The organism is uncultured Legionella sp., assembly GCF_937871865.1.
In the GTDB taxonomy this organism is placed as follows: Bacteria; Pseudomonadota; Gammaproteobacteria; order Legionellales; family Legionellaceae; genus Legionella.
In genome coordinates this window covers 1-26298 of the sequence record NZ_CALMPD010000076.1, presented here as the reverse complement: position 1 = coordinate 26298, position 26298 = coordinate 1, and the positions used below count along the sequence as shown (strand labels likewise).

Sequence of the window (26298 nt, the reverse complement as noted above, 5' to 3'; positions counted from 1 at the left end):
ATTTATTATTCATAAATCAGTTGATATCTTATCCACATTTTCTGTGGATATCTCTGTGAATAGCCTCTTAGTCACCTATGAATTCAGAGATAAATAAACTGAATGTGATTGATTCATAAAGCCACTAGAAGCAATAAGGCAGTCTTCTGTTCTACGAATGGCCTGAAATTCAGATTGTATTGAAGAAGAGAAGGGAGCTATATATCTTGAGATGAAGAACGAAGGGGTTAAGTTGAGTAGCTATTTATTGGGTTGCTGGTTCGTCCCGAGCAGTATTAAGTACTCGGAACTGGATGTACTGCGAGGAAATCAATTTATGCTGGTTGCTCAGAATCATCAGATTCTTTTTCTTGTTGTATCCGTAAATAAATTTCTTCGCGATGAACTGAAACATCTTTTGGTGCGTTAATGCCTAAACGAACCTGATTGCCTTTAACACCTAACACAGTAATGTTTACATCATCACCAATGATTAATGTCTCACCTATACGTCGAGTCAAAATTAACATGACTAAATCTCCCTAATGAGGTAGCTACCTACATTCCCATAAAACGCTTCCATGGTGTTCTTGGTAACCACATATTGACTAAAAATTAAACAATAATTGTTGCTCGGATCATATTCTACACGCTGATTATTAACGGAGTATTAAGGCCGAGATAATATTTGTCTTAAATTTTCACCAATAATTACCTGTTACAGGTACTGATAATGATACCAATTCGTAGATCAACTGGTATCCGAGCTAATATTAAAAATAGTAAAATCAATGATATGTCATCAAATCAATAAACAATTTACCTTTTAATCTTAGTAAATGCCAGCAAAAAACTAAGAAATATTAAAATTTATAAAAATATAAAATTTTTTTATACATTCACCGTCAAACCATTCATTAAATTAGCAGGAACCGCAAAATGTATATTTTTAGGCGGTGCCAGATTTAAATTACTCATTAATACCACATACTCATCTTTGGATTTCACTTGTAATCTGGGGTTATGATTTTTTTCTTGCTCAATAGTGCTAAATTTCCTGGTATTATAATCGTGACCAGGAAACACCATAGTCGAACCAGGTAATATTAATAATTTATGAAAAAGGCTCTCGTATTGCAAACTGGCGCTGCCTCCCTGAAAGTCTGTACGTCCTGTCGCATTGATTAAGAGAGTATCTCCAGTAAAGACTCGATCATTCAATAAAAATGAATAGGAATCAGGAGTGTGCCCAGGAGTATGCAATGCTTTTATAACCAGATCACCAAAAGTTAATAGTTCATTGTCACGAAATTTGTACTTTATAAATTGTGCTTCTGTTTCAATACCCATCATAGATTTACATGTTGTTAAACAGGATAAATCACCTGATCCGGTTATATGATCAGCATGAGTATGAGTATCGATGGAGGCAACTAAATTCAGGCCTACTCGATTAATAAGATCAATATAGCTGTGAGCATGGGATTTTACCGGGTCAATAATGATGCCATGTTTACTGAGAGATGAACCGATTAAATAGGTATAAGTAGACGAATCCGTATCAAATAGTTGGTGAAAAATCACTCGTGACTCCTTAATCCTTAAAGAACACTCACTAGTCAGTAAGTTTGGCTCAATGCCCTTTTAAAAGTCAGGCCAATAGTTCGGGAACATTGTGTTGAGCCCAATTTTCAAATAATTTCGATAACTGGATACTTCCATACTCAGAAATATGGCCATAAGCATCTCGGAGTAATGGCTTACCATCATCTATGAATGAACATTTATCGTTTTTACAAAACAATCTGCTCCTGTCAAAAAATGCAACGTCAGGATTCGATGATTGAATAAAAGAAATAAGTGGATCATATTTTTTAACAATTTCTTTAATCCTGACAGGATCTAGATCACAATTTTCTTTAGACTTCCCGAAAGGTCTCGCGTAACACCCTCTTATATCAAAATCAACAGGTATATGAGGATAAAATACAATGACTCTAGCCCCACTTGCTTCAATTAAATCAATTCGTTCTTTCAGATGAAGAATATATTCCTTATCTGGATTAGGATTAATTCCATCAATGATTACAAATTTAAGGGAGCCTGAATTGATAATATTATTAATTAATTTCTGTTGCTCAGCATGCCTGTATCCGACACAAGGACCGTATTCAAGGCCTGGCTTTGATTGGACAAATTTAGTTTCATCAATGTTAGCGGCGTCACATGTACCAATAGATAAAATATTGTGGTGATTGATACTGTTATTTTTCAATAATCCAGGATAAAGCTCATTGGCATAGCTGGTTCCTAAAAGTAACAATGTTGGTTTCTCTTCTGTGCTTGCCATACAAAACCACCAGCCATAATCTTCAGAGCCAGCAAGAGGATATTTATTCAGACAGGTATCATTTTTTGTATAATTCCATAACGGACCAACAAAGGCATCATTGACGTTCTGCAACGCTTTAATATGGTCACGAGATTGCAACCCGTCATGGCCGAATATATTCAGTCCTGCACCAGCAAGGAGCACCATCAGAAGAATAGGCACAAATGCTTTAGCATTTCTATTTTTGCCAAAGCGAATAGGCTTCTCGATAAATCTGTAGGTAAGCCATGAAAGCAGCACTGCTAAAAGTATGGCAGCAATTCTCGTACCTCTTGAAGGTGTTCCATTTTCAAGAATTCGTGCAAAAGCTAAAAGAGGCCAATGCCAAAGGTATAAAGGGAAGCTGATAAGCCCAACCCAGACAATGAATTTGTTTGATAAAAAAGTTTGATTAACCCAGGCGTTCGCACCAGCAGAAATGATAAGTAAAGCCCCCATAATAGGGAATATAGCCCAATAGCCAGGAAAAGCTCGTTCTTTAGTAATAAAAAACAGACCAACGACAATAAACACAATACCTAAAATAGATTGAATATTCCTTAATGTAGCGCCATTATTTTCGGGTGATGACACATAAATAATAGAGACAAGGAATTTATCCAATTTTATTTTTAAATCGTTAAACAGTTCGGTCTTGTAAATATTAAGATACGCTAACGAAGCTCCGGCAAGCAGCTCCCAAAAACGTGTTTGCGGCAAATAAAAAGCGGCGATGGAATTACTTCGTATTGTATACAGGTTAAATAAAAATGATATTAATAATAGAGTAATAGTGATTGTTAAATAATTAAATCTCTTTTTCCAGCTGAACCATAAAATAAAAGGCCATACAAAATAGAACTGTTCTTCAATTCCTAAAGACCACAGGTGCAGTAAAGGTTTAGTTTCGGCCAGATTATCAAAATAACCACTTTCAGACAGGAGGATAAAATTTGAGGAAAAAATTGCACCACTGGAAATATGTTTGCCAAGCTGTTTGTATTCATCTGCATATAAAACGAACCAACCAAATACTATACATCCCGATAAAACCAAAATCAGGGCTGGAAAAATACGAAGTATTCGGCGTTTATAAAACTCAAGAAAACTAAAATGATTATGTTCCAGACCGGTAAAAACAATTGTCGAAATCAGAAAGCCTGAAATAACAAAGAATATGTCAACACCAATAAAACCACCTTTAACCCAATTTGGAAAGGCATGAAATAGGACTACTAGGCTAACCGCAAGAGCGCGAAGACCATCAATGTCCGCGCGATAACCAGGATTTTTTTTCATTTAATTCTAAAACTCTAAATTAAGTTTCGGAAACATTGGAAATCGTTTTTCTATTAAATAATAGATAGGCAATATAATAGCTAATTGAAGACAAATGACCCCAGCGAGATTCAGTTTATTAGCTTGAAAAAACAACAATAAAAATAAAAAAGTCACATTAATCATGGTTTGACCTAATAAAATTTTGTAGGAATCAATCCCTGATTGTTTTAACCGCTGATAAGCATGCTTTTTATGTCCAGCAAACCACTCTTCTTTATTAATCATTCTTCGTACTAATGTAATAGTGGCATCAAAAAGAAACAGGCTGTTTAGCAAAAACCAATAAACAATTGGAATATCATATTGTTCCTGACCAATAACCGCAATGGCGATAGTAATAAAGCCCAGAGTTGCACTTCCGACATCCCCCATAAATAATTTTGCGGGCGGAAAATTAAACCACAAAAAACCCAGGAGACATATAATCAGAGACATACAATAGTATTGATATAGAAAAGCAGAATGAACATTTAAAAACAAGGTATATGCGGCTAATAAAAATAAAGCCTGGGAAGCACAAAATCCATCAAGTCCATCCATAAAATTAAAGTGATTTATTGCCCAAATCACGATAAAAAACAGAAAAGCTACAATCACATACTGATTTGAAATTGAAAACCAAATAAAATCCAAAGATTCAGGCTGCATATAAAAAGTTACTAAAAAGGCAACAATACATTGAACCAAAAGTCTTAACTTGGCAGTCAGATTATATAAATCATCAAGAAAACCAATTAAAGCTAATAAAAAGATGCTCCCCATTAAAATCCATTGCCCAGAAGCAAATAATTGCTTGTAATAAGAAATCAGGGGTATAGCCAATAAAGATAAGCCAATAAAGATAAGCCCACCGCCCCTTACTGTGGGAATAACATGTAAGGATCGGGAGTTTGGTTTATCCATAAGTTTCGTATTTTGTGCCAATACACAAAAAATACGAGTCAAAACAACGGAAGCTAGAAACAAAAAAATACTATAACTTATATTCATTCTGATACCATTTTACTGTTTTAGCTAAACCCTCCGCCGAACTTACTGGAGGACGCCATCCTAATTGGGATTTCAATTTATGATTATTCACTTCTAAAGAACCGAACAATCTTCTATTCATGTTGCTTAACCCCAAGAGCTTGAAAAGATGTATTATTCCTGGAACAGCAAATAATCTTGATTTAACATTCATCTCTTGAGCAATAAGGCCTAGCAGGTCTGATAACGACCAGGCATCATCATCAGCAACTAAATAAAGTTGATTTGCGGCACCAGGTTCTGTTGCGACAGTACAAATCGCAGATACCAAATTTTCAATGAAAACAAAATTACGCTTATTATCCACCTTTCCAAAAGGTAGCGGCCAGCCTTTGTTAACCAATTGAAGCATTTTCAAGAAATTGGCTTTAACACCAGGCCCAAATATTAACGGAGGCCGTAAAATAACCACTTCCATCTCCGTTTGCTTGCTGATAGCTTGTAACTCTTGTTCTGCATATAATTTGCTTAAGCCATAAGGATCATCGGGCTGTGTCAAGCTGTCTTCTGTAAACGGTTTATCAAAAGTAAACTCGCCATTCACTTTAATAGAACTCAGAAAGACAAAACGTTTTACTCCATACTGCGCAGCTTGCTGCGCCAGATTTTTAGTGGCAGTACTGTTTACCTTGCAATACTCATCCAGAGAAGTAGTACCAGTCTCTACTTTCTCCTTCATAATGTGCACCCGAGCTGCCAAATGGATGACTATATCGATATCTTTAAGCACTTCGCTCCAGTCAGACTGAAGTTCTAATCGATTTATTACTGTTTGTTCCGCTTGAAGCCAGTCAACCTTCTGAGAGACGGCGCAGCGTACCTCATGGCCGTTTTGCAAAAGAGCTGGAACCAAACTGCGTCCGACAAAACCTGTAGCTCCTGTGACTAATATTTTAGACATAACCAACCTTAATGAATACTGTATTTTATCCCATTACCCTAATGAGTCTACCTTCCCGTGGCTAATAGGTCTGGTTTCGTAGCTCACATTAGCCCCCGTATTACGTTACGCAACTACAACATCTTTACGTAATGGCAGTCCCAGAATCCTTATGGATATGCAAAGAGCATAGGTAGTTTCGTAGCCTGCATTAGCGCAGCGTAATGCAAGAAAGTAGCTTGACTCCCGCGACAACCTTCACCTGCGCACATAGGGATTTAGACCAGAGTGTCAACAAATCCTAAGCAGGATTATGAGTGTACGCTTTTCTTCTAAGAGTTGACCCACTAAATAATTGTTCTAATTTATCAAATAATAGAGAGGACCGAAAGTGCTGATTATAAAAATCAACTCCATCTCGCCCCATCAATTGACGCTCTTCCACACTCAGCTCAGATAGGGCACATAAATTTTTAACCAAGGCATCAACATCACCAGAAGGTCCAACCAGCCCACTTCCCGACTCTCTGATCACATCAGCAGCTTCCCCATCCACCATACCAATGATAGGCTTACCTGTTGCCAGATATGCCTGCAATTTTCCAGGAATAGTTCGGGAAAAAATTTCAATTTTTTTAAGTGACACAAGCAATGCATCAGCACAAGAAAATAATCCAGGCATCTCGCTTACCGGATGCCTGCCAAGAAGAGTTATATTATTTAATTTACGCGTGTTAATTTCATTTTTTACCCATGGCAACATGAGGCCATCACCTACAATTATCAAACGAATTGAAGGGTTATCTTTTAGCTGTTCAAAAGCATTAATAATGGAAGGAAAATCTTGGGCCTCACCTAAATTACCAGCGAACATTACCGTAAAGACTCCATCGACTTTCTGTAGTAATTGGCACTGTTCTGAGTCCCCTGTATTAGCAATAATATCCTCGCTCCAACTGGGGAAATACACCAGGCGATCATCATGCACCTTGCGAGTACAATAACCTAATATATTCGATTTGAATGATTTCGACTGGAATAAAATATAATCCGCGCGATTATAAATCCAGGAAACAACCCAACCAACACTTTTAAGAATATGCTTATTAGACACAACGCCTACAGCTGATAAAGTATCAGGCCATAAATCCAATACCCAAAGAAAAACTGGAGCATTTTTTACTCGTCCAATAACGATAGCGGGTATTGCAGCCATAATAGGAGAGACGGCGTAAACAAAAATCGCATCAAATTTTCGTTTACGTAATTTAAACAAGCCTAAAACTGACGCACTTAAAAAAAAGGTCAAGTAGTTCAGCATAAGGGTCAAACTACGCTTACCTCTGGGCAACATTGGAACTCGTACAATTTCAGCTCCTTTGTATTGGCAAAACGCTCCCTTATTTTCTTTATACTGCGCAAACACTTTACCATCAGGATAATTAGGCAGACCGGTTAATACAGTTACGTTATGACCTTTCTTCACAAAACCTTCAACGAGATCATTTATTCTCATGTTTTCAGGCCAGAAATATTGAGTCACAATAAGAATGTTCTGCTTGTCATTATTCATAATAATTAATACTCAACCAAAATATCGTTAACTGTTCCAGCTATTTTTAGTATCGCTTCCAAACAACTCGATTTATATAATCGACATAACTATGAATAATGCGGATCACTTTCTCTGAAACATTGGGCATACTGTAGTCGCTAACCTGACGAACAGTTCGCTCATCACTCCCTCGGGCCTGAAAATCCAGAATATTCAAAGATTGTAACACTCGGGCAGTATCTAACCCCACCATCATTACAGATGCTTCTTCCATCCCTTCCGGACGCTCATGAGCTTCGCGTATATTCAAGGCTGGAAAATTAAGAATTGAGGATTCTTCAGAAATAGTGCCGCTATCCGATAAAACTGCTTTAGATGAAATTTGTAATTTATTATAGTCTTTAAATCCTAGAGGTTTAATTAATTTAACCAATGGATGAAATTGAATGTCCATGCTATCAAAACGCTTTTGCGTTCTTGGATGAGTAGAGATAATTACTGGATATTGATAGTGTCCAGCAATACTATTGAGCATAGTGACTAATTTCAATAAATTTTTATCTGAACTAATATTCTCTTCCCGGTGTGCGCTTACAAGGAAGAATTTGCCCTCAGTTAATGCCAGATCAGTTAAAACTCTTGAGTTATCAATTCCGTGTCTATAATAATTCAACACTTCAAACATTGGGCTGCCTGTCTTAATAATCATGTCAGCAGGCAATCCTTCCTGCAATAAATAATCGCGGGCAATGGTACTGTAAGTGAGGTTCATATCCGCCGTATGATCCACTATACGTCGATTAATTTCCTCCGGAACACGCATATCAAAACACCGGTTTCCTGCCTCCATATGAAACGTAGGAATTTGGTGTCGTTTTGCCGGGAGTACGGCCATACAACTGTTCGTATCTCCTAATACCAAAAGAGCTTCTGGTTTTATTTCAGGTAACAATCTATCTACTTCAATAATCACCTTGCCTATAGTTTCCGCACTGGTCGCTCCTGCTGCATTCAGAAAAAAGTCTGGTTTGCGAATATTCAGATCCTGGAAAAAAATCTCATTCAACTCATAATCATAATTTTGACCAGTATGCACCAAAGTATGAGAACAGTGTTCATCAAGCTTCGCTATGACTCTTGAAAGGCGAATAATCTCCGGTCGTGTTCCAACCACAGTCATTACTTTTAGTTTGTTCATTCATATCTCACAAGCATAGGTATCTGGGTGATCTCTATCAAAAATTTCATTTGCCCATAACATCACTATCATCTCAGTATCACCGATATTTGTTATATCATGAGTCCAGCCAGGCACTGTTTCAACAATCTCAGGCTTATCACCATTGGTGATGATTTCGTAATATTCCTGGGTAGCAATATGACGGAATCTGAAGCATGCAGCTCCAGTTATGACTAAGAATTTCTCAGTCTTGGAATGATGGTAATGGCCACCCCGGGTTATACCAGGATGCGCTGTAAAGTAAGAAAATTGCCCCGCATTTTTGGTTTTAAGCATTTCGACAAATGTTCCTCGCGGATCACTGTGCTTGGTTAATTCATATGAAAACCGTTCTTTAGGTAAATAACTTACATAAGTTGAATATAATGCTCGGGTAAAGCCTGTACCAACATCTTCAGTTATCAGATTAGTACGGGTATCGTGAAAGGCGGTAATTTGAGAAACCAATTCACCTACGGTTGTTTTATATATGGGTGATACCTGGCAAAATTGGGCGTTATGAAACTCGTTTCCATCCAACTTATTAATAAAATCTGCAACTACATCATCAATATAAACTAAATTAATTTCTGCAGATGGGTTATTAATCTGCACAGGTAAATCTCGTGCAATATTGTGGCAAAACGTTGCAACGGCTGAATTATAATTTGGCTTAGTCCATTTCCCAAATACATTAGGTAGTTGATAAATATAAACAGCTGAGTTGTTCTCTTTAGCAAAATGCGACAAGACTTCTTCTGCACTTTTTTTGCTTATTCCATAAGGATTGGATAACACCGCTTGGGTTGACGAAGAAAACAGCACCGGTATTTTTTTATTGCTTACTTTTATTGCTTCGCACAAAGCCTGGGTCAAATCTCTGTTGACGGTATTGAAATCCTCTAATTCCTGAGGTCGATTAACTCCGGCAAAATGAAATACGAAATCCACCTCTTTGACCATCTCAAAAAGCTCAAAGCTTTCATTTGCTCTGGTAAAAGTTACAATATCGATGTCTTTACGTTCCATTAATTTGGCTTTTAGATTACGCCCTATAAAGCCCTCTGCCCCCGTAATCAGTATCTTCATAATTAATCCTCAAGTCCTGAATAATTACCTCGTTGAGCTTCACGGATAAAATTAAGATTTAATAACAATTTTTGCATGCCAGAAACATCAAGCTGAGTCGTATTGTGTGAATTATAATCTTCGGAATTTGAAATTTTTTCTTCACCAAGCTCTACAAATTTCTCATAATTTAAATCACGTAAATCTGGTGGAATACGGTAATAAAGCCCTAAGTCTTCTGCCGCAGCCATTTCTTCTCGACTCAATAAAGCCTCGTATTGTTTTTCACCATGACGAGTACCAATTATTTTTATGGGGTAATGCTCATCATCAGCTAAAATATGGGCAACAGCTCTTGCGAGATTATGCAGAGTAGCTGCAGGTGCTTTTTGAACAAAAATATCGCCATTTTTGCCGTTGTTAAATGCATATAAAACCAGATCCACTGCATTTTCCAAAGTCATCATAAAGCGGGTCATATTAGGGTCAGTAATAGTTAACGGTTTGTTAAGTCTAATCTGGTCAGCAAATAAAGGGATAACAGAACCACGGGAGGCCATTACATTTCCATAACGTGTTCCACAAATTACCGTTTTGTTTTCATCCAGGTTACGTGATTTGGCAACCATAACCTTTTCCATCATTGCTTTAGAAATTCCCATGGCATTTATGGGATAAACAGCCTTGTCAGTACTAAGACAAACAACACGGCTCACTGAATTATGAATCGCTGCTTCAAGCACATTCTCTGTTCCAATAATATTGGTTTTTACTGCTTCCATCGGGTGGAATTCACATGAAGGAACTTGCTTTAGTGCTGCGGCATGGAAGATATAATCCACATCACGGGTAGCATTTAATACCGCTTGATAATCGCGGACATCACCAATATAAAACTTCAACTTATCATTAGAGTATAATTTTCTCATGTCGTCTTGTTTTTTCTCATCCCGACTAAAAATCCGAATCTCCCGAATATCAGTATCAAGAAATCGCTTGAGAACAACATTTCCAAAAGAACCTGTTCCACCGGTTATTAATAAAGTTTTATTTGCAAACATATAAATCCTGAAAAATCATATGATAATAAATAGTTAGGCATGAATTAAAGCTGATGATGTTATTAATTTATCCTTTTCAATAGTGCCCGGATAATTTATTAACACGGCCTTATAAGGTCCTTTAAATACAAAAAGGCTCCCCGCTGATGCACCAATGATTCCAAACTCTGCAATTAAACGGCTTATATCATCTAAAGAACCAGCACCACCTAAAACGGTAACCGGCACTTTAATATGGTCGATAATTTTTTCTACAAGCGACAAATCGTACCCTTTCATTACACCATCATTATCAATTGAATTAAGTACTATTTCCCCTACCCCGTTTTGTTGGAGTAGTCGGGAAAATTCAATGGGACATTTTCCTGTATTTACTTTGCCATTATGTGTCCATAATTCATATTTTTTACTAAAGCGTCGACGCTTGATATCCAAAACAGCGACGACACTTTGGCGACCAATCTTTTCAGCGATATCCAACATTAAATTTGGCGTATCAATCGCTGCGGAGCTAATCGCAATTTTCTCAACACCTAATCCGATAATCGTGTTCGCCTGACTTGCTGATTTTATCCCACCACCGTAGCACAATGGCATTTGACATTCACTAGCCAAATGTTCAATTAATTTAAAATTGGGCGCTTCACCATTTACAGTCGCAGAAATATCTAAAACAATGAGTTCATCAACCTGTTTTTCATTAAAAATTCTGACTGCATTAATTGGGTCGCCTACATATTTAGGATCAGTAAACTTTACTGTTTTAACCAGACCTTTATTTTGTATCAACAGACATGGGATAATTCTTGGACGTAACATTTGCTACAGCTCCGCAAAATTGTTAAGTAAACGAGCACCATAGTGATGACTTTTTTCGGGATGAAACTGAACCCCGTAAATGTTGTGCTGGTTGACAGCACAAGTAAATTTCTTACCATATTCTACTTCAGCCAGAATATGCTCATTATGTTCGCATTCAAAGTAATATGAATGTAGAAAATAGAACCGCGCATCCTGTTCCAATCCAGAAAATAATAAATTACCACCGACAGGATTAACGTCATTCCACCCCATATGAGGAAGTGCAAATTTAGATGAAGAAGATAATTCATCCATTTTCTTTACAGTACCATTAATAAAACCAAGCCCAGGCATCATCCCTTCATCGCTGGAATTTGCTAGTATTTGCATACCGACGCAAATACCCAGTACAGGGACATGCTGCTCCTGTACTAGCTGAGTCATTATTTCTCTCATGCCAGAATCGTTCAATCGCTGCATTGCATGATCAAAAGCACCAACTCCAGGCAATATAAGCTTGGTGGTGCCATTCAAGTCTTGTGCGCATTGAGCAACACTTACTGCTATGTTTAATCTTTTATAAACATTAATAAAAGCAGAAATATTTCCTAAGCCGTAGTCAATAATTTTTATCATCGAAAAAGTCTTTTTTCCAAACCAAACATCTGCATTACATAAGCCCCAATACTAATCAGTGGTCTTTTATTTTTGTAATCCCGATAAGTTTTATTTACGCCTTTAAAGATAGCATTTAACTCATCAACACTCAGCTCTAATTTATTAGCAACATACTCAAATTCTTGTACTAAAAATTGCTCATCCATTTCAGGTCTTGAGATCCGGTTTAATGCATCTTCTCGCGACATTTGCCCAGTCATAATCAGGCTGGAAAAATGGGCGCGCCGCTTCTCATAGCCAAATTTTCTAGGCATCCAATAATCTTCATAGAAACGTGTAAAACGCGACTCATGGTGTTTATGTAAATATTTTACCCACCCAAATCGCTCAAACAGTAATTGTTCCGCATCATTTTTATTGAAAGGAACAAAATTTAGCGGCTTGACAACCTCCATTCCTAAAACGTACTTATAATAAAGTTTATAAGTCAAAATATCTACTAAGGGGAACTTATCTAAAGATTTTTTGCCAAACTTCTTATGAATGTCTTTAAATAGCATTTTATCTATTCCAGGATATCCGCCCCATTCTTCGGGTTCACGGCAACACTCAGTAGAATAGTTTGAACCGGTCAATACGTATTTAATTTTATGCTTTTTTGCAAATTTATAGAGCGCTGAAAAAAATGCAGCATCCTGAGGAAGATCCTGATCCGCAATATTTGACTTTAAAAAAGCAGTCTGCAAATCCTTCATTTCTTCCCAATCGATTACTTCGGTATAAAGATCAAGACCTAGTCCATCAACCAGCTTTTCTATATTGCCTACACTCTGCTCTGTATTCCACCCGGCATCTACATGAAACAGTAAAGGACGCAGTCCCATTATTTCTTTAGCAACATAAGCAGTGTAAGAACTGTCCAATCCACCGCTTAAACCAATAATACAGTCAAAATCCTTACCCTTGCCTGCTTTTTTTATTTTCTCAGCAACAGCCAATAAGGCTTGCTCGCCCTGGCTGTCTGTGTTCCAGATAGGTACTATGTTTTTGGAAAAATTAGCGCAATAGTCGCACATTCCATATTCATCAAACTTTATACCAGGATCGCTAGTATCCATAATGCATTTTGTGCAAATTTTATAATTGTTACCTGTCATAAATAAATCCAAAAATAATTAAAAAGTTCATTCAGTCTAAGAAGCTATTAATAAATTATTATATTTCTGTGTTATCGAACGAAACATCTCAGATACATTGTCATAATCTTCTATAAAAAACACCGAATGGCCTAATGACTTATATTCATCTCCAAGAGCTGAATTATACGTAATCATCAAGTCCGTTAATGGTAAATAATTTATAAATTCAATCTCTTTTTTTAAATGGACAAAATTATGTTTGTAATCGTACAACGGATGTAACTTTATAAATATTTTAATATTTGAGAACTCTTGAGTTTTTTCAATAAATTCCAACTCACTGGCAACAGCTGAAACCGATGATGCCAGGAATACAGTCACAACACCATTAACTCGTATATCTTTCAACTCAAGCTTAGGCTTAATATGTTTTAAATGGGATATGTTCTTATAATATTTGCCAAAGACTTCGGCTGTTTCCTGATGGTACAGATACAAACTGTTAACGCTTCCAAATTCGAAAGGAAAATGAATATCATTGCTTATTCTGCCATGCTGAACAATAAACAATTGATTGCCACATAGATGAGAAGCCAAATAGGTCCAGCGCTCATAATGACTATTAAGAAGCACACTAGATGTTCCAGTCACACTGATCTGTTTTAGTAAGACTGCATAAAGTGTGAGTTTATATAAATCATATAAATGCAGTTTTAAGCTATTGTAGGTCAGATTAGGAAGCGTATTCTTATTTTTCCGTAATAAAGACATCACCTGAAATGATAATCGTACTGCGTGCAATTTCTGACTTAAAGTCAAACATTTTGATAGCGCTATGACTCCAAGATTAATATTGTGAATATTTAGTTCTTCTAATAAACTGAAATCATATAAGGTTTTATTGTCTTCGACAAAACCAAAGCATGATTTATTATTGTTTCTGTTTGAAGAAATGAAAAGAGAACAAAGAAATTGAATACTGATAAAAGGTAATAATACAAAGAGCCAGCAATAATTATATACCCTAGAACACAACATAAATAATTTATATTTTTTATTAGATAAATTGCATACCCTGGCAATTTTAAATAAAAACTTGTCAGGGTAATTTAATTCACTATTTGCAAACAAATAGGACTTCTGTGCTATTTCTAAAGCAATCTCATTCATATACGCTTGAAAAACCAACTCATTCATTTATGAAGCCCTAACCGTTGGTATTTTGTATAATGTACATTTCGTGTATAGGTAAATTAAACTGTAGAAAAATAAAATCACCAAAAAGTCCCATGGTACTAATGTAGATCTTAACGTCGAGAACAATCTAAAAAACTCAAAAAGATAAAGTAACGCAAAACCCGCATGAAAATCACAGAAGCGTTGATATAATTTTGAAAGGATAAAAATATAAAGAAGCAAAGGAAACCAACCGAAGATAAAGCCATAAAAATTAAAATACAAATCGGTAACCAAGGGCCATTGCTGAGTTGCCGATTCTAAATACCATTGATTAGGAAAATAGAACTTCGTTAACATGATTGATAAATCAAAATCAGCAGAAGGATCATATTGGGAAAAAAACTGTAAATATTTTATCAATGGATAGTATAAAGTATTAAGTAGCCCGCTCGGAAAATCATGCAAGACCATATCATGGAGATAAAACACATTAAAATAAGACATCATATATTCAACATGCATGGCTAAAGAAGAATAATAACCATCTGAACGAACATAATTAGCAAAAAATAAGAATAAGAAAAACGCTGTTCCAAAAATGACAAGCCTTTTATTCGTGATCTTGATTGGTTGTAAATAGGGATAAAAGTAAATAATTAAAAAAACGGGATACCTACTTTTTAGTCCTTGAAAGTATGCAAAAAAGAGCATCAATAACAAGGAAGCTCCGATAAGCAATATCTTACGAATTCCGTCACTTTTCCAAGTAATCAAACCAAGAAGATAGCAAATTAATGGCGATAGAAAAACGATGAAAAAATTTATAACCCCCAAACCTTTTCTATTTTGTAAATACGCTTCCTGATAATGATGTATCCATAAATTCAGACCACCTGATTGGTGGATAAAAACAACATATAAAAATAAAACAACGAACAAAAGCACCCAAAAATTAATCATAAGAACTGATACGGGAGCGGGCTTTTGGGGAGTATAATTTCTACAAAAATAATGAAAACCAAAAAAAATAAACGAAAAAGAGATAATAATATGCTGAAAGACCTTGGGCATAAACTCTAACCAATCAGGCGGGGACCAAGGCAGCGACAAGGAGACAGAAAAATAGCTAAAACAAAACAATATTATCGTTGGTAAAACCACATAAAGAAAATAAAAAGCAAATACAATGTTATTGGGATGAAACAAATTTTGCGGTCTATGCAAGTAATAACTAACTAGAATGATTAAATCTATAGAACAAATCAATGCCCAGGAAACTTTTTCAACCAAGGATAAGGAACATAGAACAGCTATAATAAATACAAACAAGGCGATTTGACAATTTGAGCGAACAAAATTTAAAAGCTCTTTTACGCCCCAATCGCGTCTTGTAGCAGTTAACATTGTCATTTACCCTAAACCCCTTTTAAGCACTATATATTCCATTAATAATTTTGATAACCACATCGGCAAGGTATCGATTACCTTCTAAAGTCAGGTGAGAGTCTACTGGATGAAGATACTTTTGACAACAAACAGCATTAAAATCGAATACATCAAAATTATTACATTGAGACTTGATCTGTTTTATTTCCTCATTATAAAAGTCAATAATTGCAGCCTGTTTGGGAGTATGCACTGCCTGATCATGTAATTGTGGGGTTATTGTTATATAAATGAATTTAATCTTGGTAAATCTGTTTATTATTTTTGTAAATTTATTAACAAGGGCTTCCGTTGAGACCATTGGATGGCAATAAATATACTTAAGCCAAAAGGATCTAATATATGAAATGGATTTCCGTAATATTCTACATATTATATTTCTCGAACGAAATAATGTCCTGGGCAGAGGCCTGGGAAAACAATCAACCAAGCCCGCCTGTATAATAACCAACTTATAAGTGCTATCTTCGAGTTTTTTATCAAGAATATCCAAAAGCTCATCCAGCAATCTAAAGGCTTCAAAATCACTCTCCATTTTGAGCTCGCGAGATTTTGCAAATGATTCGTTTACCAAAACAGGCCAAGTCTTATCATAAGGAACATCAATTACACCAGAATGAATCCGCTCAACTCCAAAACTATCACCAATTAATAATACTTCAGGCATTTGCGCTCCAAACAACAATAGATAAATAATTCCAAGGTCTGTTTACATTTAAGTCTATAATTCCTGGCATGCCGTGGTTTTCACCGCACAAGACGCAGGGCGTAGGTTTTGGCATTAAAGATCAACAACCACTTAGATGTCTTAACGTATCGTATTCGCCTATCAATTAGATGATAGAATGTTCTTTTTCAATAGCTGTTGTCTAGATACAAAGGATGAGTTCGATTATTTCATAATGAAACGTAGGAAATACTGAGCTACAGATTTTATGTAAATCTATCATAAAAAATCAAGAGAGCAGATTCTGCATAATCCATCCCAGCGTACTCAAGCTAGCTAAAAACATTATGGACAGTTTTAATAATGGCATACAAGCTTGCTTAAGCGTAGGTTCAAGCCGAACAGCAACAGCGCCATAAACCACTCCAAATAACGTATATGAAAAAATTAGCCCAATAGCAGCACCTATGGTACCAAAATTTTTTATAAGCAGATACATTATAAAGAAATTTGTAGCACCTATACCTAGCCCCAAATAAGATAACGCACCTGTTTTACGATTTAAGTACATGTATGAAGCAAAAAACACGTAATATATAGAAAAAGAAAAGGCTACGCCAATTAAGCTAATAAGCATATATATACAAGCGCTTTTTGTGGGAATAAAATGCAAAAAGCTCTCATTTAACCACCACCCGAACAATAAGAAAACGATGAGTGCAAAAAGAATTAAAGCAATGTATCTGGCCATTTTTACCACAAATTTTGCGTTCCGCCACAGTTCAGGTTCTTGCATTATCCGGGGAGGCAATGATGTGGTCACTCCGGTGACTAACAACAACACAATTTGAGCAACAGTAAAAGCAATTCCATATATACCAATTGCCTTATTTCCCTGTAACATTCCAAGTAAAATACGATCGCTTGAAACGCTGATCCATAGAGCGGCAGTATGAGGTAATGTAGCCATCGAATACTTTAATATTTCTTTTATTGTGATTGATTCGATGCCTTCACTTGCTCCTCGCAATTGCCTGAAAGCACAACTCAATGCCCCAATATTCATGAGCACTCCCAACATAATTTGAAGTTCTAAAACTTGTTTTAACGAAATAAAACCACAAAAAGCACTAATAATTATGCCGATAAATCCTAAAGTTTTTGCTAGTGATACAACTAGAATTTGATTTACATTTTCTTTACCTTGTAACACAGCAAATGCCAGATAGAAAATAGCCTCTACTGAACCAAGCAATAATCCAAAGGCTATTTCATTCGAAAACTCTAGCAGAAACTCTGTTGCTAAAATACAAAAAAATAGTAACGTCACGCTACAGGATGAATAAGCCAATAATCTTTTCGTTATGTGTTGATTTACTTTTGCCTCTCTCATGAGTGCGACGGTTAAATTCAGGGTAATAATGGGAACTAATAATTGACTTATTGTCTGCACTAAAATATAAAACCCAATTTCGGAAATGGTGAAAACCCGCGTGAAGATTAAAGACGCCAGGAATATAGTGCCTCGTTGTAATCCTGTACTTGTCGCATATAATAAAACTAAACGCAGCATTATAATCACCTGTTATCAGCTCCAAAATTAGAGCCATCAAAAAAATTTAAATGTTTGAAGTGCCAGCTAACATATCGCTAACTTAAATCAAAATGGGTTGATTTTTTAGCATATGAGCACACAAAATCATAGCGATAATGAACAAATTAGGTTTCATTTAGAATAGTGGACTTGAATCAATGTTGTAATAATTAATAATTTGGAGAACACTTTTTCTTTGATTCTCACTAATCTGTATTCAGTAAAACAAGCAATAAAATAGGCGATATAGATGGATAGTACCGTACCAAATATTAAACCCTTTATACCCTGTAATTCAAAATATTCTTTAATATAAGTAAGCACCGTGTAATGAGTTAAAAAAAGAGTGAAACTCAATCCAGCTAATTTTTTGATAGGATTTTTGATTTTCATTAAATATTTTAATAATGCGCCTCGATAGTTGCATAGAACATAAAGAAACAAGGCAAATAAAATCCCGGAAATTAAGTTAACGGCATCTTTAGTATAAAAATAGCCGACTGCTGAGGTCATCAAAAAAAATAATATAAGAAAATGATGAATATTAGGGTTTACACGGTTCCAAATGCTGTATTTTTGCAAGTAAGCGCACAAACCACCCACAGCCCAGATAATCCATATATGCCCAGCTTCTCCCTGAGCATTAAGGAAAACTGTATAATAAAAACCAGCTAGAATAAATAATGAAGCTAAGATTATATTTTTTTTAAAAAAGAAAATACCACCAAAAAATATGTATATCCACCATTCATACATTAAACTCCAAATTGGGCGCATTGTGCCATATGGCATTGAAGGGATCAGGAATATGTTTTTAATTAAAACGGTATTATTAGTGTTGTTAGTTACCAAATCCAGATTTAGCGTAGTATAGTTTTTGAAAAGAAAATCTACGATAATAACGAACACAATAGAAGGAATAAGAGTAAGGTAAATTCTAAGCACCCTATTAAACAAATAATTTCCTAACCCGGCATTGCTATACCTTGATTTTTGTTTTAGTACGCTGCCTACTATCAAATAACCGGAAAGATAAAAAAAACCAATAACAGCTATAGATTGCGGATGAGGAAATACCCTAGGGAAAAAACCATCAAAATACCCCCAAAAAAAACCAAATCCATGACCAATTACAACAATGAATGCGAGTGCAAATCTAATTAAATCAACCAGCACACGTTGAGCATCATTAATTTGCTCTTCCGACACATCAGTTCTCCTCTAATTCGCACTATGTGTTTAAATCAGGCATATCCTGCCATTTTTTCATAGATAGGGAACATCTCAATTTGCTCTTGTATCGAACATAGATGTTCGCAAGAGTTATTGATAAAATGTTCCGTTTGTCGATATAATCCAGGCTTAAATTCTACGTCCAAATTATTATCGATTGGTACGTCATTAATCTGCACACTGCCATGCAACTGGATTTGCAATTTCTCCATTGGCCTGAATATTAACCTGCTTTTATTAGTAAATATTTCCAAGGACCAACGACCAGGAGATTTCCAATTACCATTATAGGAAAACAACGTATCATCGAACGTTGTGCCACTGCCTGAAAAAATTGCTGACTCAGGATGCCAATCCAGAGTTCCAGACACCATGCTGTTTAAAGTATGTGGTTTTCCACCCAAATGGAATGCCAAATCAGTTACATGAGTAGTGTTTGCTATGAATAAACGAGATTTAATTAAGCTATTTTTTATGACCTTGACTATAGTGTCTGTCCATTCAGTTAACTCAAAATTAAATGAAGTTACCCCTCCATCCTCTTGAATAATTTCTCTTGCTTTTAACACCGAGCTATAAAATCTCCTGTTATAGCCAATATAAACCTCTGCATTTTGCACTGTGGCACATTGGCCTAAATGAATTAACTCCTCTAAAAACAGAGTGCCAGGTTTCTCAACTAAAATCCGTTTTACCCCTGCTTTAAGTAAAGATAATGTGACTTCATAGAGACAATCTGCTCCTACTGCAACAATGCATTCCTCAGGAATGTTCTCATTTTCTTTTAAAAATAAATCCAGCCCACCTAATAGCACTGGTTGTTTTGTTTTGGCTTCAAAATTTAGCGCGCTCTCTTTTCCACGACCAATAACAACTGCATTTAAATTCAAGGCTTTTAGCACATGAAAATAATCAATTGCCATGCCTCCGGAACCAATTAAGCCAATAGTTTTTGCACTCATATGTTCTCCAATATCAGGTAATAGGACACTCTTCGGGTCTACGTCCTGTAGATGCTGCAATATGATCTAATAAAAATTCTAATAATGTTTGATGAATAATACTTGAATCAGCGTAATTAGGTAGGTCACATTGTGATGTTGTTAATATTTGATTTGCGGTCAAGTCAGTAAGATTGCTTTGATAAACCATATCAAAACTAATGGTATCAACAAGCACATTGTCAGTATGAAACACAGACATTTTACCATTTGTTTCATCAACAAGTAATCGCTCTTTGGATGTTATTATTTCGATCAGTAAAGGCTGACTACTGTTTTTTATACTCACCAGATCAAACGTATGCCCGTTTTTAAATTGACCTGTAATGTTTCCTGTAAATTCAATAAATCCATTTCGTTTGCTTGCAATAACTTCATCATCCAGCTTATTGTCAATAATAGAGTAATTAACCTCTCCACATAACATTGAAAAAAGATCGATAAAATGAATTGCGTTACACCCCAATCCCCAATGGCCGCCGACCACTCTAAACTCGATAGAAGGCTCTTCGGTTAATCGCTGTTTTAATTGTTTATAAATAGCAAACGCGCGTCTCGCACAATTCACCCAAACATTAACATCAGATGCTTTGAACAGAGAATTAGCTGTTTCGTAATCAGCCAAACGCTGAAATAATACTTTTTCTAGTACGATATTTTTTACCCTTTTTTTCTCAAGCAATTCCTGAACTACTTTTAATCTGACATCAGAATTGGTAGCAATGATACATAAGTCTATATTATCGGATAGTTCTTCTATCCTGCTTTTAAAAGTAATCCTTTTAATACTATCATTCTGCTCTATTGAATTGAGCCGTTCTTTAGTCATATTGACGGATTCAATATTGGGCTCAACTACCTCTATTGCAGCCTCAATATTTAATTTGGTTAAACCTTGAAGATGCCTGCTGCCTAATTGGCCAGAACCTATTACAACAATATTTTTCATTAGCTTACCTGTCATGTAAATTTCGTGTTTATAAAGAAAAACCATCATCAACGACTAAATTCTGCCCACACATATACTCTGAGTCTTCTGAAAGCAAGAACATGATTGTGCCTACCACGTCTTTAGCATCTAACATTCCCTTCACTCTGGAATACCCGCGATATGCATCAACAAACGACTCTGGTTGCGCAGCCAGAATACCACCAGGACTTACAGAGTTAACCCTGAACCGGGTATTTTTCATATAAGTTGAAGTAAATTTGGAAAGATGTATCAAAGCAGACTTAATCGCTGCATATTCAACAGGCATAGTCATTGGTGTATTGTCATAAATATCAAAGCGCGGAGGAATAACACCGTATATAGAAGAAATATTGACCAACGAAAATGAATTGCCTGTATCCATGGAATATTTGGCACACTGTTGCATAAACAAAAAGTAGCCGCCTAAATGGAGGGAAAGATTTTCTGAAAAATCCTCAAAAGTGACATTAAAAAAATCCCGTCCATAATTTTTATTGCGAGGATAAGCCGTATTCACGGCACCATGAAGAGCACCATGAAGATGGACGGCTTGATTAATCACACCCTGTATGGATTCAACATTAGTTATATCTGCAGTAAAAAAACTGGCTCTGTCATGATTGTTTAGTGCCAATTTAAGTCCATCAAGTGCTTCATTACTGTTATCAACGGCTATTAAAAAAGCGCCCTGCTCTAAAATAGCAGAGGACATAGCTTTTCCAAGAGTGCCAGCAGCACCAATAACCATAATGACTTTATGATTCAAATTCATATTTACCTCGATTATAAATAGACTCAGCAAGCATAAAATCAATATCATCGTCAATATCAACGGCTCTGTTTTTAGGCACCACCACTGAGCTCACTTTCCCTGCAAACAAACCATTTTTTGTCATGATAAAATCTGGCCTGGTGACATAAGCAACCGTAGTTATATCATACAGATCTGGTGCATCTTGTCTGCGCTTAATTGTTGCATCGCCTAGTACCAATTTACTTGTGCCATCTCCTACCCTGGTCACCATATTAAAATAAGGACTACGAGCAGCAGGAGTCACGGCTAACACAACATCGGTATCTTCTTTTAAAGCCATGAGGCATTGTTCTACATCGATAACTGCTCTTAATGGACTGGTGGTTGGTAAACTCAAAAATACATCAAAATACTCGCCACGTTGATTTAAGAACTCTATAGCATGCCTCCAGGCATCCCATTCAGAAGCAGTGCTTGTTGCCAGGGACGCTGGTCGTTTGATTACATCCGCCCCATATTCATGTGCTACAGCAGCTATATCATCTGAATCGGTGGATACAAAAATTTTTTTTACCGCAGGTATGTTCTGCGCTACTCGTATTGAGTGTGCTAACAATGGCACCCCCCCCAAATGCTTGATATTTTTTCCGGGCAAACCGACAGAACCGCCTCTAGCGAAAATAAATGCATATACGCTCACTTAATAAAATCTCCAATAGCTATATTTTGATTACTTTCAGCCGAACGCTTCAGAGCGTCAATTACCTGAAGTACATACAGTCCTTGCTGCAAGCCAACTTCAGGCGCGCCACCAGCCCCAACCTTCGAAAAATGTACCAGTTGATCGAGATACATCCTGTTATAATCATATTCAGGATCACTAAAAATCGTCTCTTGTTGCTCTTTCGATTTCCTGAGCTCAATGCTGTTATTTAACAGATTCCATACTAAGGTTCCAAACTCTCCTACAATCTTACACACCCGCGTTGGCGCCCTTTGCAGAAAATCCATATTAAGTTGAGCAATTAACCCATTATTAATAGATAGAATGGCAGCCACTCTATCTTCAACATCAATCTCAAGAGCTCCTGTCGTTCTGGTGTTACAAAATGCATTATCAAACGGACCAAATAACCATGTTAAATAATCTATTTCATGGCTTAATTCCAATAAAACCCCACCACCCAATTTTTTTTGAGCAGAGACATTACTTCTATAATCTGATGCGGGACGCCAGTCTGGTAAATACTGACCGACATCAATGAATACAGAATAAAGAGTTCCCAGAATCTTCTGCTCCAGGAGTTTTTTTAAATAAACGGCTGAGGTTAAATATCTTAAATTATATGCAACCCCAATTTTTTGTTGATTTGTTATCAGTTGTTCACGATATGCAGCAAAAGTTGATAAGCAATTGGAAAGTGGTTTTTCAATAAGAACAGGTATTCCTCTATTTAATAACTCAGTTGCGTGGTGTAAATGAAAGGGTGAAGGGCTGGCTACAATAGCGAATTTAAAATAGGTTTGCGCCGTGTCTTTTATATCTAGATATGTAACATCTGCCCCAACCTCATCGGGTTGTACGTGCCTGCCCGATGCGGAGATGCAGGCAACAGCGGTACCAGGATACAATTTTTTCAGATTTGCGATATGGCGTCGCGCAATACTTCCACTGCCAATGACTAAATAACTTGATAAATCACTCATAGGTTTCCAAATTCATATCAAAACATTCCGCACATCTCTTGAGCGTCCACCTGCACTTTTTTAACCAATCAATATACTCCAGATTATTGAATAAGTAATTAAAACGCTAAGAGCTGTTGCTATCCCCAACCTTCGTCTCACGCGTTGTGCGTGGAAGCCGTGAATAAACCACAGCACGTCGGGGCTTTAGACTGAAATATAAAAAACTCTAACGCAACAACTCATTCAAACTTTGAATTACTCGATTAATATCATGAGCATTTAAATTAGATCCCGAAGGCAAACAAACACCATGATCAAATAAATAATCAGATACACTAAAATCTTCTGAATGCGGATAATAGACAGTACCTGAAAATAATGGTTGGCGATGCATAGGCTTCCAGGTTCTTCTTGCCTCAATATGATACAGCTTTAATTGCTCAATAATAGATTCAGGTCTTAATGAAGAGTGTTCAGATTTAATTATCATCGTTGAAAGCCAGCGCGTACTATAACCATTAGAAATTTCCGGCATCATTTCGATAAAGGGTATGGTTTGAAAGGCGTCTTTGTATTGATTAAACACTTTACGCCTCGAGGTAACACGCTGATTTAATACTTTTAACTGTCCTCGACCAATACCTGCAAGAACATTACTCATTCTATAATTATAGCCAACGACACTGTGTTCATAATGTGGTGCAGGATCACGAGCCTGTGTGGCTAAAAATCGCGCTCGCTCAATCAGGCTCTCATCGTCAGAAACTAACATCCCTCCACCCGAGGTGGTAATAATTTTGTTTCCATTAAAGGAAAAAACACCCAAGGTTCCAAATGTACCACTGTGTTTTTTGTTATAGGTGGCACCTAACGACTCTGCGGCATCCTCTATTATGGGAACATTATAGTCATTACATAGTGTGCATAACGCCTCATAATTAGCGCTTTGACCATATAAATTAACGATAATTACCGCTTTAGGTAATTTATTATTAGATTTAGCGTCGCTCAGTGCACGTTCCAGTGCTGCTGGCGACATATTCCAGGTATCCAAATCTGAATCGATAAATACAGGTGTTGCCCCCTGATACATGATTGGATTCACGGTTGCGACAAAGGTAAAGCTCGATGCAAAAACCACATCTCCTGCTTTCACATCCAAAAGCACTAAAGCTAAATGTAGGGCAGCTGTTCCTGAACTTAACGCGACTGCTGCTTTAATATTAATATATTCTGCCACCTCTTTCTCAAAAGCATCCACATTAGGACCTAATGGCGCTACCCAATTTGTTGCAAAAGCTTCCTGTACAAATTGCTGCTCGAACTCACCGATGTGTGGTGATGAAAGTAAAATATTTGATGGCAACTCTTTTCTATGAATCAAACGAACAGGTCTTCCCTGCTTATCAAGTAAGGGAATATGATCAAATTCATGCTCCTTCATCAAATTATAGGCATCCTGAACAGATGAGGAGAGTGGAAGCGATTTAGAAATACATTCGGGTAATTCCGTCAGTTGAGACTCAAGAGTACAGCCTCTTAATAATAGGCGTCTAATATCTCCATCAGTTACTGTTCTGATAAAGCAATCGTGTTCATCTACTAGAAACAGTACGCCTTGCGCAGTTTCATTCAATTTACTCAAAGCTGTTTTTAATTCGTAGCTCTTTTGGACATATAAATCTTGAATATTAATCATTTTATTCCTTTGATACGGCAGGGACACCCATAACAGTCATCTGTTCTTTTACATCTTTAAGTACTACGGAGCCAGCAGCAATAATTGCTCCATCACCAATAGTCACTCCCGGAAGAATCGTAGCTCCGGCACCGACCAAGACCCCTTTTCCTACAGTTACGCGACCACCCAAAGTACAATTAGGTGCTATGTGAGAGAAATCCCCGACTTTAACCTCATGATCAACGATGGCGCCATGATTTATAATTGAACTTTTACCAATATAACATTCAGGAGCAAGCACTGCTTGAGCTGCAATAAAGGAGCCTTGCTCTATATGTGCTAATTTAGAAATTATTGCTGCGGGATGAATCACAGTATAGAGGGAGGAGAACGCACTGATTTGATTGAAAATACGTTCTCGAATGCTATTTGTTCCTATTGCTATATGGATTTTACCAGAAAATTCGGATAATGATTCCATAGTTGAATCAATTAAAAAGCCATAGAGTTCTTTACCTAATAGTTCTCTATCGCTGTCGCAAAGAGTTATTTGACAAAGAGGTTCACAGAGTGAAAGTGCGTCGAGAACCACTTTACAATGTCCACCACAACCTACTATTTTTAATCGTTCAGTATGCATTGCTTTTATTTAAAATTTGAGTGTCCAAAGTAATGGTTTTTAACAGCTGATAACAACGTTCGCTGGCCTTCCCATCCCCGTAAATATTTTTATAAGCCTTTTTCGGTCGTTCCAGTACTTCGTTTATATTGGCAAAAACAGACTCATAAGAAGCGCTGGAATGGATCACATTATCACCGTATTCACGAAGATTTTGCCGGCTACCAATATTGACCACCAATAAATTAAAGGAGGCTGCTTCTATAATACCACTACTGGAATTTCCTAACATTAAATCAGCGTTCGCCAAACAATTGATGTACTCACTTCGTTCTAAATGTTTTATTATAATTACATCGGAACGAATGTCATACTCTTGCAACGCGTCTCTAATTAATTGT

General features: G+C 36.5%; 25 protein-coding genes. All 25 read right to left on the bottom strand.

Features of this window, described 5'->3' with window-relative positions; all coding sequences use genetic code 11:
• Nucleotides 1-314: 314 nt before the first annotated feature.
• Nucleotides 315-509 (bottom strand): carbon storage regulator CsrA, encoded by a 195-nt coding sequence (gene csrA / locus Q0495_RS04480; RefSeq protein ID WP_298623564.1) that lies wholly within the window; start codon nucleotides 507-509, stop codon nucleotides 315-317.
• A gap of 361 nt (nucleotides 510-870) precedes the next feature.
• Nucleotides 871-1563 (bottom strand): MBL fold metallo-hydrolase, encoded by a 693-nt coding sequence (locus Q0495_RS04475; protein WP_298623562.1) that lies wholly within the window; start codon nucleotides 1561-1563, stop codon nucleotides 871-873.
• A 67-nt stretch (nucleotides 1564-1630) separates the two neighbouring features.
• Nucleotides 1631-3649: an acyltransferase family protein gene (locus tag Q0495_RS04470; RefSeq protein ID WP_298623561.1), complete on the bottom strand. Its 2019-nt coding sequence runs from the start codon at nucleotides 3647-3649 to the stop codon at nucleotides 1631-1633.
• Nucleotides 3650-3655: 6 nt separating this feature from the next.
• Nucleotides 3656-4681, bottom strand: a complete 1026-nt coding sequence (locus Q0495_RS04465; protein ID WP_298623559.1) for a glycosyltransferase family 4 protein — start codon at nucleotides 4679-4681, stop codon at nucleotides 3656-3658.
• A complete protein-coding gene (locus tag Q0495_RS04460; RefSeq protein ID WP_298623558.1) occupies nucleotides 4665-5621 on the bottom strand; it encodes an NAD-dependent epimerase/dehydratase family protein in 957 nt (318 codons plus the stop codon). Before Q0495_RS04460 ends, Q0495_RS04465 begins: the two co-directional genes overlap by 17 nt.
• A gap of 280 nt (nucleotides 5622-5901) precedes the next feature.
• Nucleotides 5902-7173 carry a glycosyltransferase family 4 protein gene (locus Q0495_RS04455; protein ID WP_298623557.1) on the bottom strand — a complete coding sequence of 424 codons (1272 nt, stop codon included), beginning with the start codon at nucleotides 7171-7173 and terminating at the stop codon, nucleotides 5902-5904.
• Nucleotides 7174-7219: 46 nt separating this feature from the next.
• Nucleotides 7220-8353 (bottom strand): non-hydrolyzing UDP-N-acetylglucosamine 2-epimerase, encoded by a 1134-nt coding sequence (gene wecB / locus Q0495_RS04450; protein WP_298623556.1) that lies wholly within the window; start codon nucleotides 8351-8353, stop codon nucleotides 7220-7222.
• On the bottom strand, nucleotides 8354-9463 hold the full coding sequence (locus tag Q0495_RS04445) for a capsular polysaccharide biosynthesis protein CapF (protein WP_298623555.1): 1110 nt from the start codon (nucleotides 9461-9463) through the stop codon (nucleotides 8354-8356).
• Nucleotides 9464-9465: 2 nt separating this feature from the next.
• Entirely contained in the window at nucleotides 9466-10503 is a 1038-nt protein-coding gene (locus Q0495_RS04440; protein WP_298623553.1) for a polysaccharide biosynthesis protein, read from the bottom strand.
• 33 nt (nucleotides 10504-10536) lie between these two features.
• Nucleotides 10537-11322 carry an AglZ/HisF2 family acetamidino modification protein gene (locus tag Q0495_RS04435; RefSeq protein WP_298623551.1) on the bottom strand — a complete coding sequence of 262 codons (786 nt, stop codon included), beginning with the start codon at nucleotides 11320-11322 and terminating at the stop codon, nucleotides 10537-10539.
• 3 nt (nucleotides 11323-11325) lie between these two features.
• Nucleotides 11326-11940 carry an imidazole glycerol phosphate synthase subunit HisH gene (gene hisH / locus Q0495_RS04430; protein ID WP_298623549.1) on the bottom strand — a complete coding sequence of 205 codons (615 nt, stop codon included), beginning with the start codon at nucleotides 11938-11940 and terminating at the stop codon, nucleotides 11326-11328.
• A complete protein-coding gene (locus Q0495_RS04425; RefSeq protein WP_298623547.1) occupies nucleotides 11937-13079 on the bottom strand; it encodes an N-acetyl sugar amidotransferase in 1143 nt (380 codons plus the stop codon). Before Q0495_RS04425 ends, hisH begins: the two co-directional genes overlap by 4 nt.
• A gap of 36 nt (nucleotides 13080-13115) precedes the next feature.
• Nucleotides 13116-14258: a hypothetical protein gene (locus Q0495_RS04420; protein WP_298623544.1), complete on the bottom strand. Its 1143-nt coding sequence runs from the start codon at nucleotides 14256-14258 to the stop codon at nucleotides 13116-13118.
• Entirely contained in the window at nucleotides 14259-15650 is a 1392-nt protein-coding gene (locus tag Q0495_RS04415) for a hypothetical protein (RefSeq protein WP_298623542.1), read from the bottom strand.
• Between the two features lie 16 nt (nucleotides 15651-15666).
• Nucleotides 15667-16353: a hypothetical protein gene (locus Q0495_RS04410; protein WP_298623541.1), complete on the bottom strand. Its 687-nt coding sequence runs from the start codon at nucleotides 16351-16353 to the stop codon at nucleotides 15667-15669.
• Between the two features lie 289 nt (nucleotides 16354-16642).
• Nucleotides 16643-17926 (bottom strand): oligosaccharide flippase family protein, encoded by a 1284-nt coding sequence (locus tag Q0495_RS04405; RefSeq protein WP_298623539.1) that lies wholly within the window; start codon nucleotides 17924-17926, stop codon nucleotides 16643-16645.
• 153 nt (nucleotides 17927-18079) lie between these two features.
• The gene (locus tag Q0495_RS04400) at nucleotides 18080-19123 is read right to left on the bottom strand and encodes an acyltransferase family protein (RefSeq protein WP_298623537.1); all 1044 of its coding nucleotides are present in this window, start codon (nucleotides 19121-19123) and stop codon (nucleotides 18080-18082) included.
• 68 nt (nucleotides 19124-19191) lie between these two features.
• Nucleotides 19192-20142 (bottom strand): Gfo/Idh/MocA family oxidoreductase, encoded by a 951-nt coding sequence (locus Q0495_RS04395; RefSeq protein ID WP_298623534.1) that lies wholly within the window; start codon nucleotides 20140-20142, stop codon nucleotides 19192-19194.
• Between the two features lie 13 nt (nucleotides 20143-20155).
• A complete protein-coding gene (locus Q0495_RS04390) occupies nucleotides 20156-21130 on the bottom strand; it encodes a Gfo/Idh/MocA family oxidoreductase (protein ID WP_298623532.1) in 975 nt (324 codons plus the stop codon).
• A 28-nt stretch (nucleotides 21131-21158) separates the two neighbouring features.
• Complete coding sequence (locus tag Q0495_RS04385) at nucleotides 21159-21926, bottom strand: oxidoreductase (protein ID WP_298623530.1); 768 nt, start codon at nucleotides 21924-21926, stop codon at nucleotides 21159-21161.
• Nucleotides 21910-22608 (bottom strand): acylneuraminate cytidylyltransferase family protein, encoded by a 699-nt coding sequence (locus Q0495_RS04380; protein WP_298623529.1) that lies wholly within the window; start codon nucleotides 22606-22608, stop codon nucleotides 21910-21912. The genes Q0495_RS04385 and Q0495_RS04380 overlap by 17 nt, the downstream gene beginning before the upstream one ends.
• Nucleotides 22605-23615 (bottom strand): Gfo/Idh/MocA family oxidoreductase, encoded by a 1011-nt coding sequence (locus tag Q0495_RS04375; protein WP_298623528.1) that lies wholly within the window; start codon nucleotides 23613-23615, stop codon nucleotides 22605-22607. The genes Q0495_RS04380 and Q0495_RS04375 overlap by 4 nt, the downstream gene beginning before the upstream one ends.
• 208 nt (nucleotides 23616-23823) lie before the next feature.
• Complete coding sequence (locus Q0495_RS04370; RefSeq protein ID WP_298623526.1) at nucleotides 23824-25296, bottom strand: aminotransferase class I/II-fold pyridoxal phosphate-dependent enzyme; 1473 nt, start codon at nucleotides 25294-25296, stop codon at nucleotides 23824-23826.
• Nucleotide 25297: 1 nt separating this feature from the next.
• A complete protein-coding gene (locus tag Q0495_RS04365; RefSeq protein WP_298623524.1) occupies nucleotides 25298-25918 on the bottom strand; it encodes an acetyltransferase in 621 nt (206 codons plus the stop codon).
• Nucleotides 25908-26298, bottom strand: a 391-nt coding sequence (locus Q0495_RS04360) for a UDP-N-acetylglucosamine 2-epimerase (protein WP_298623522.1), incomplete at its 5' end; no start/stop codon positions are given. The genes Q0495_RS04365 and Q0495_RS04360, both read right to left, overlap by 11 nt.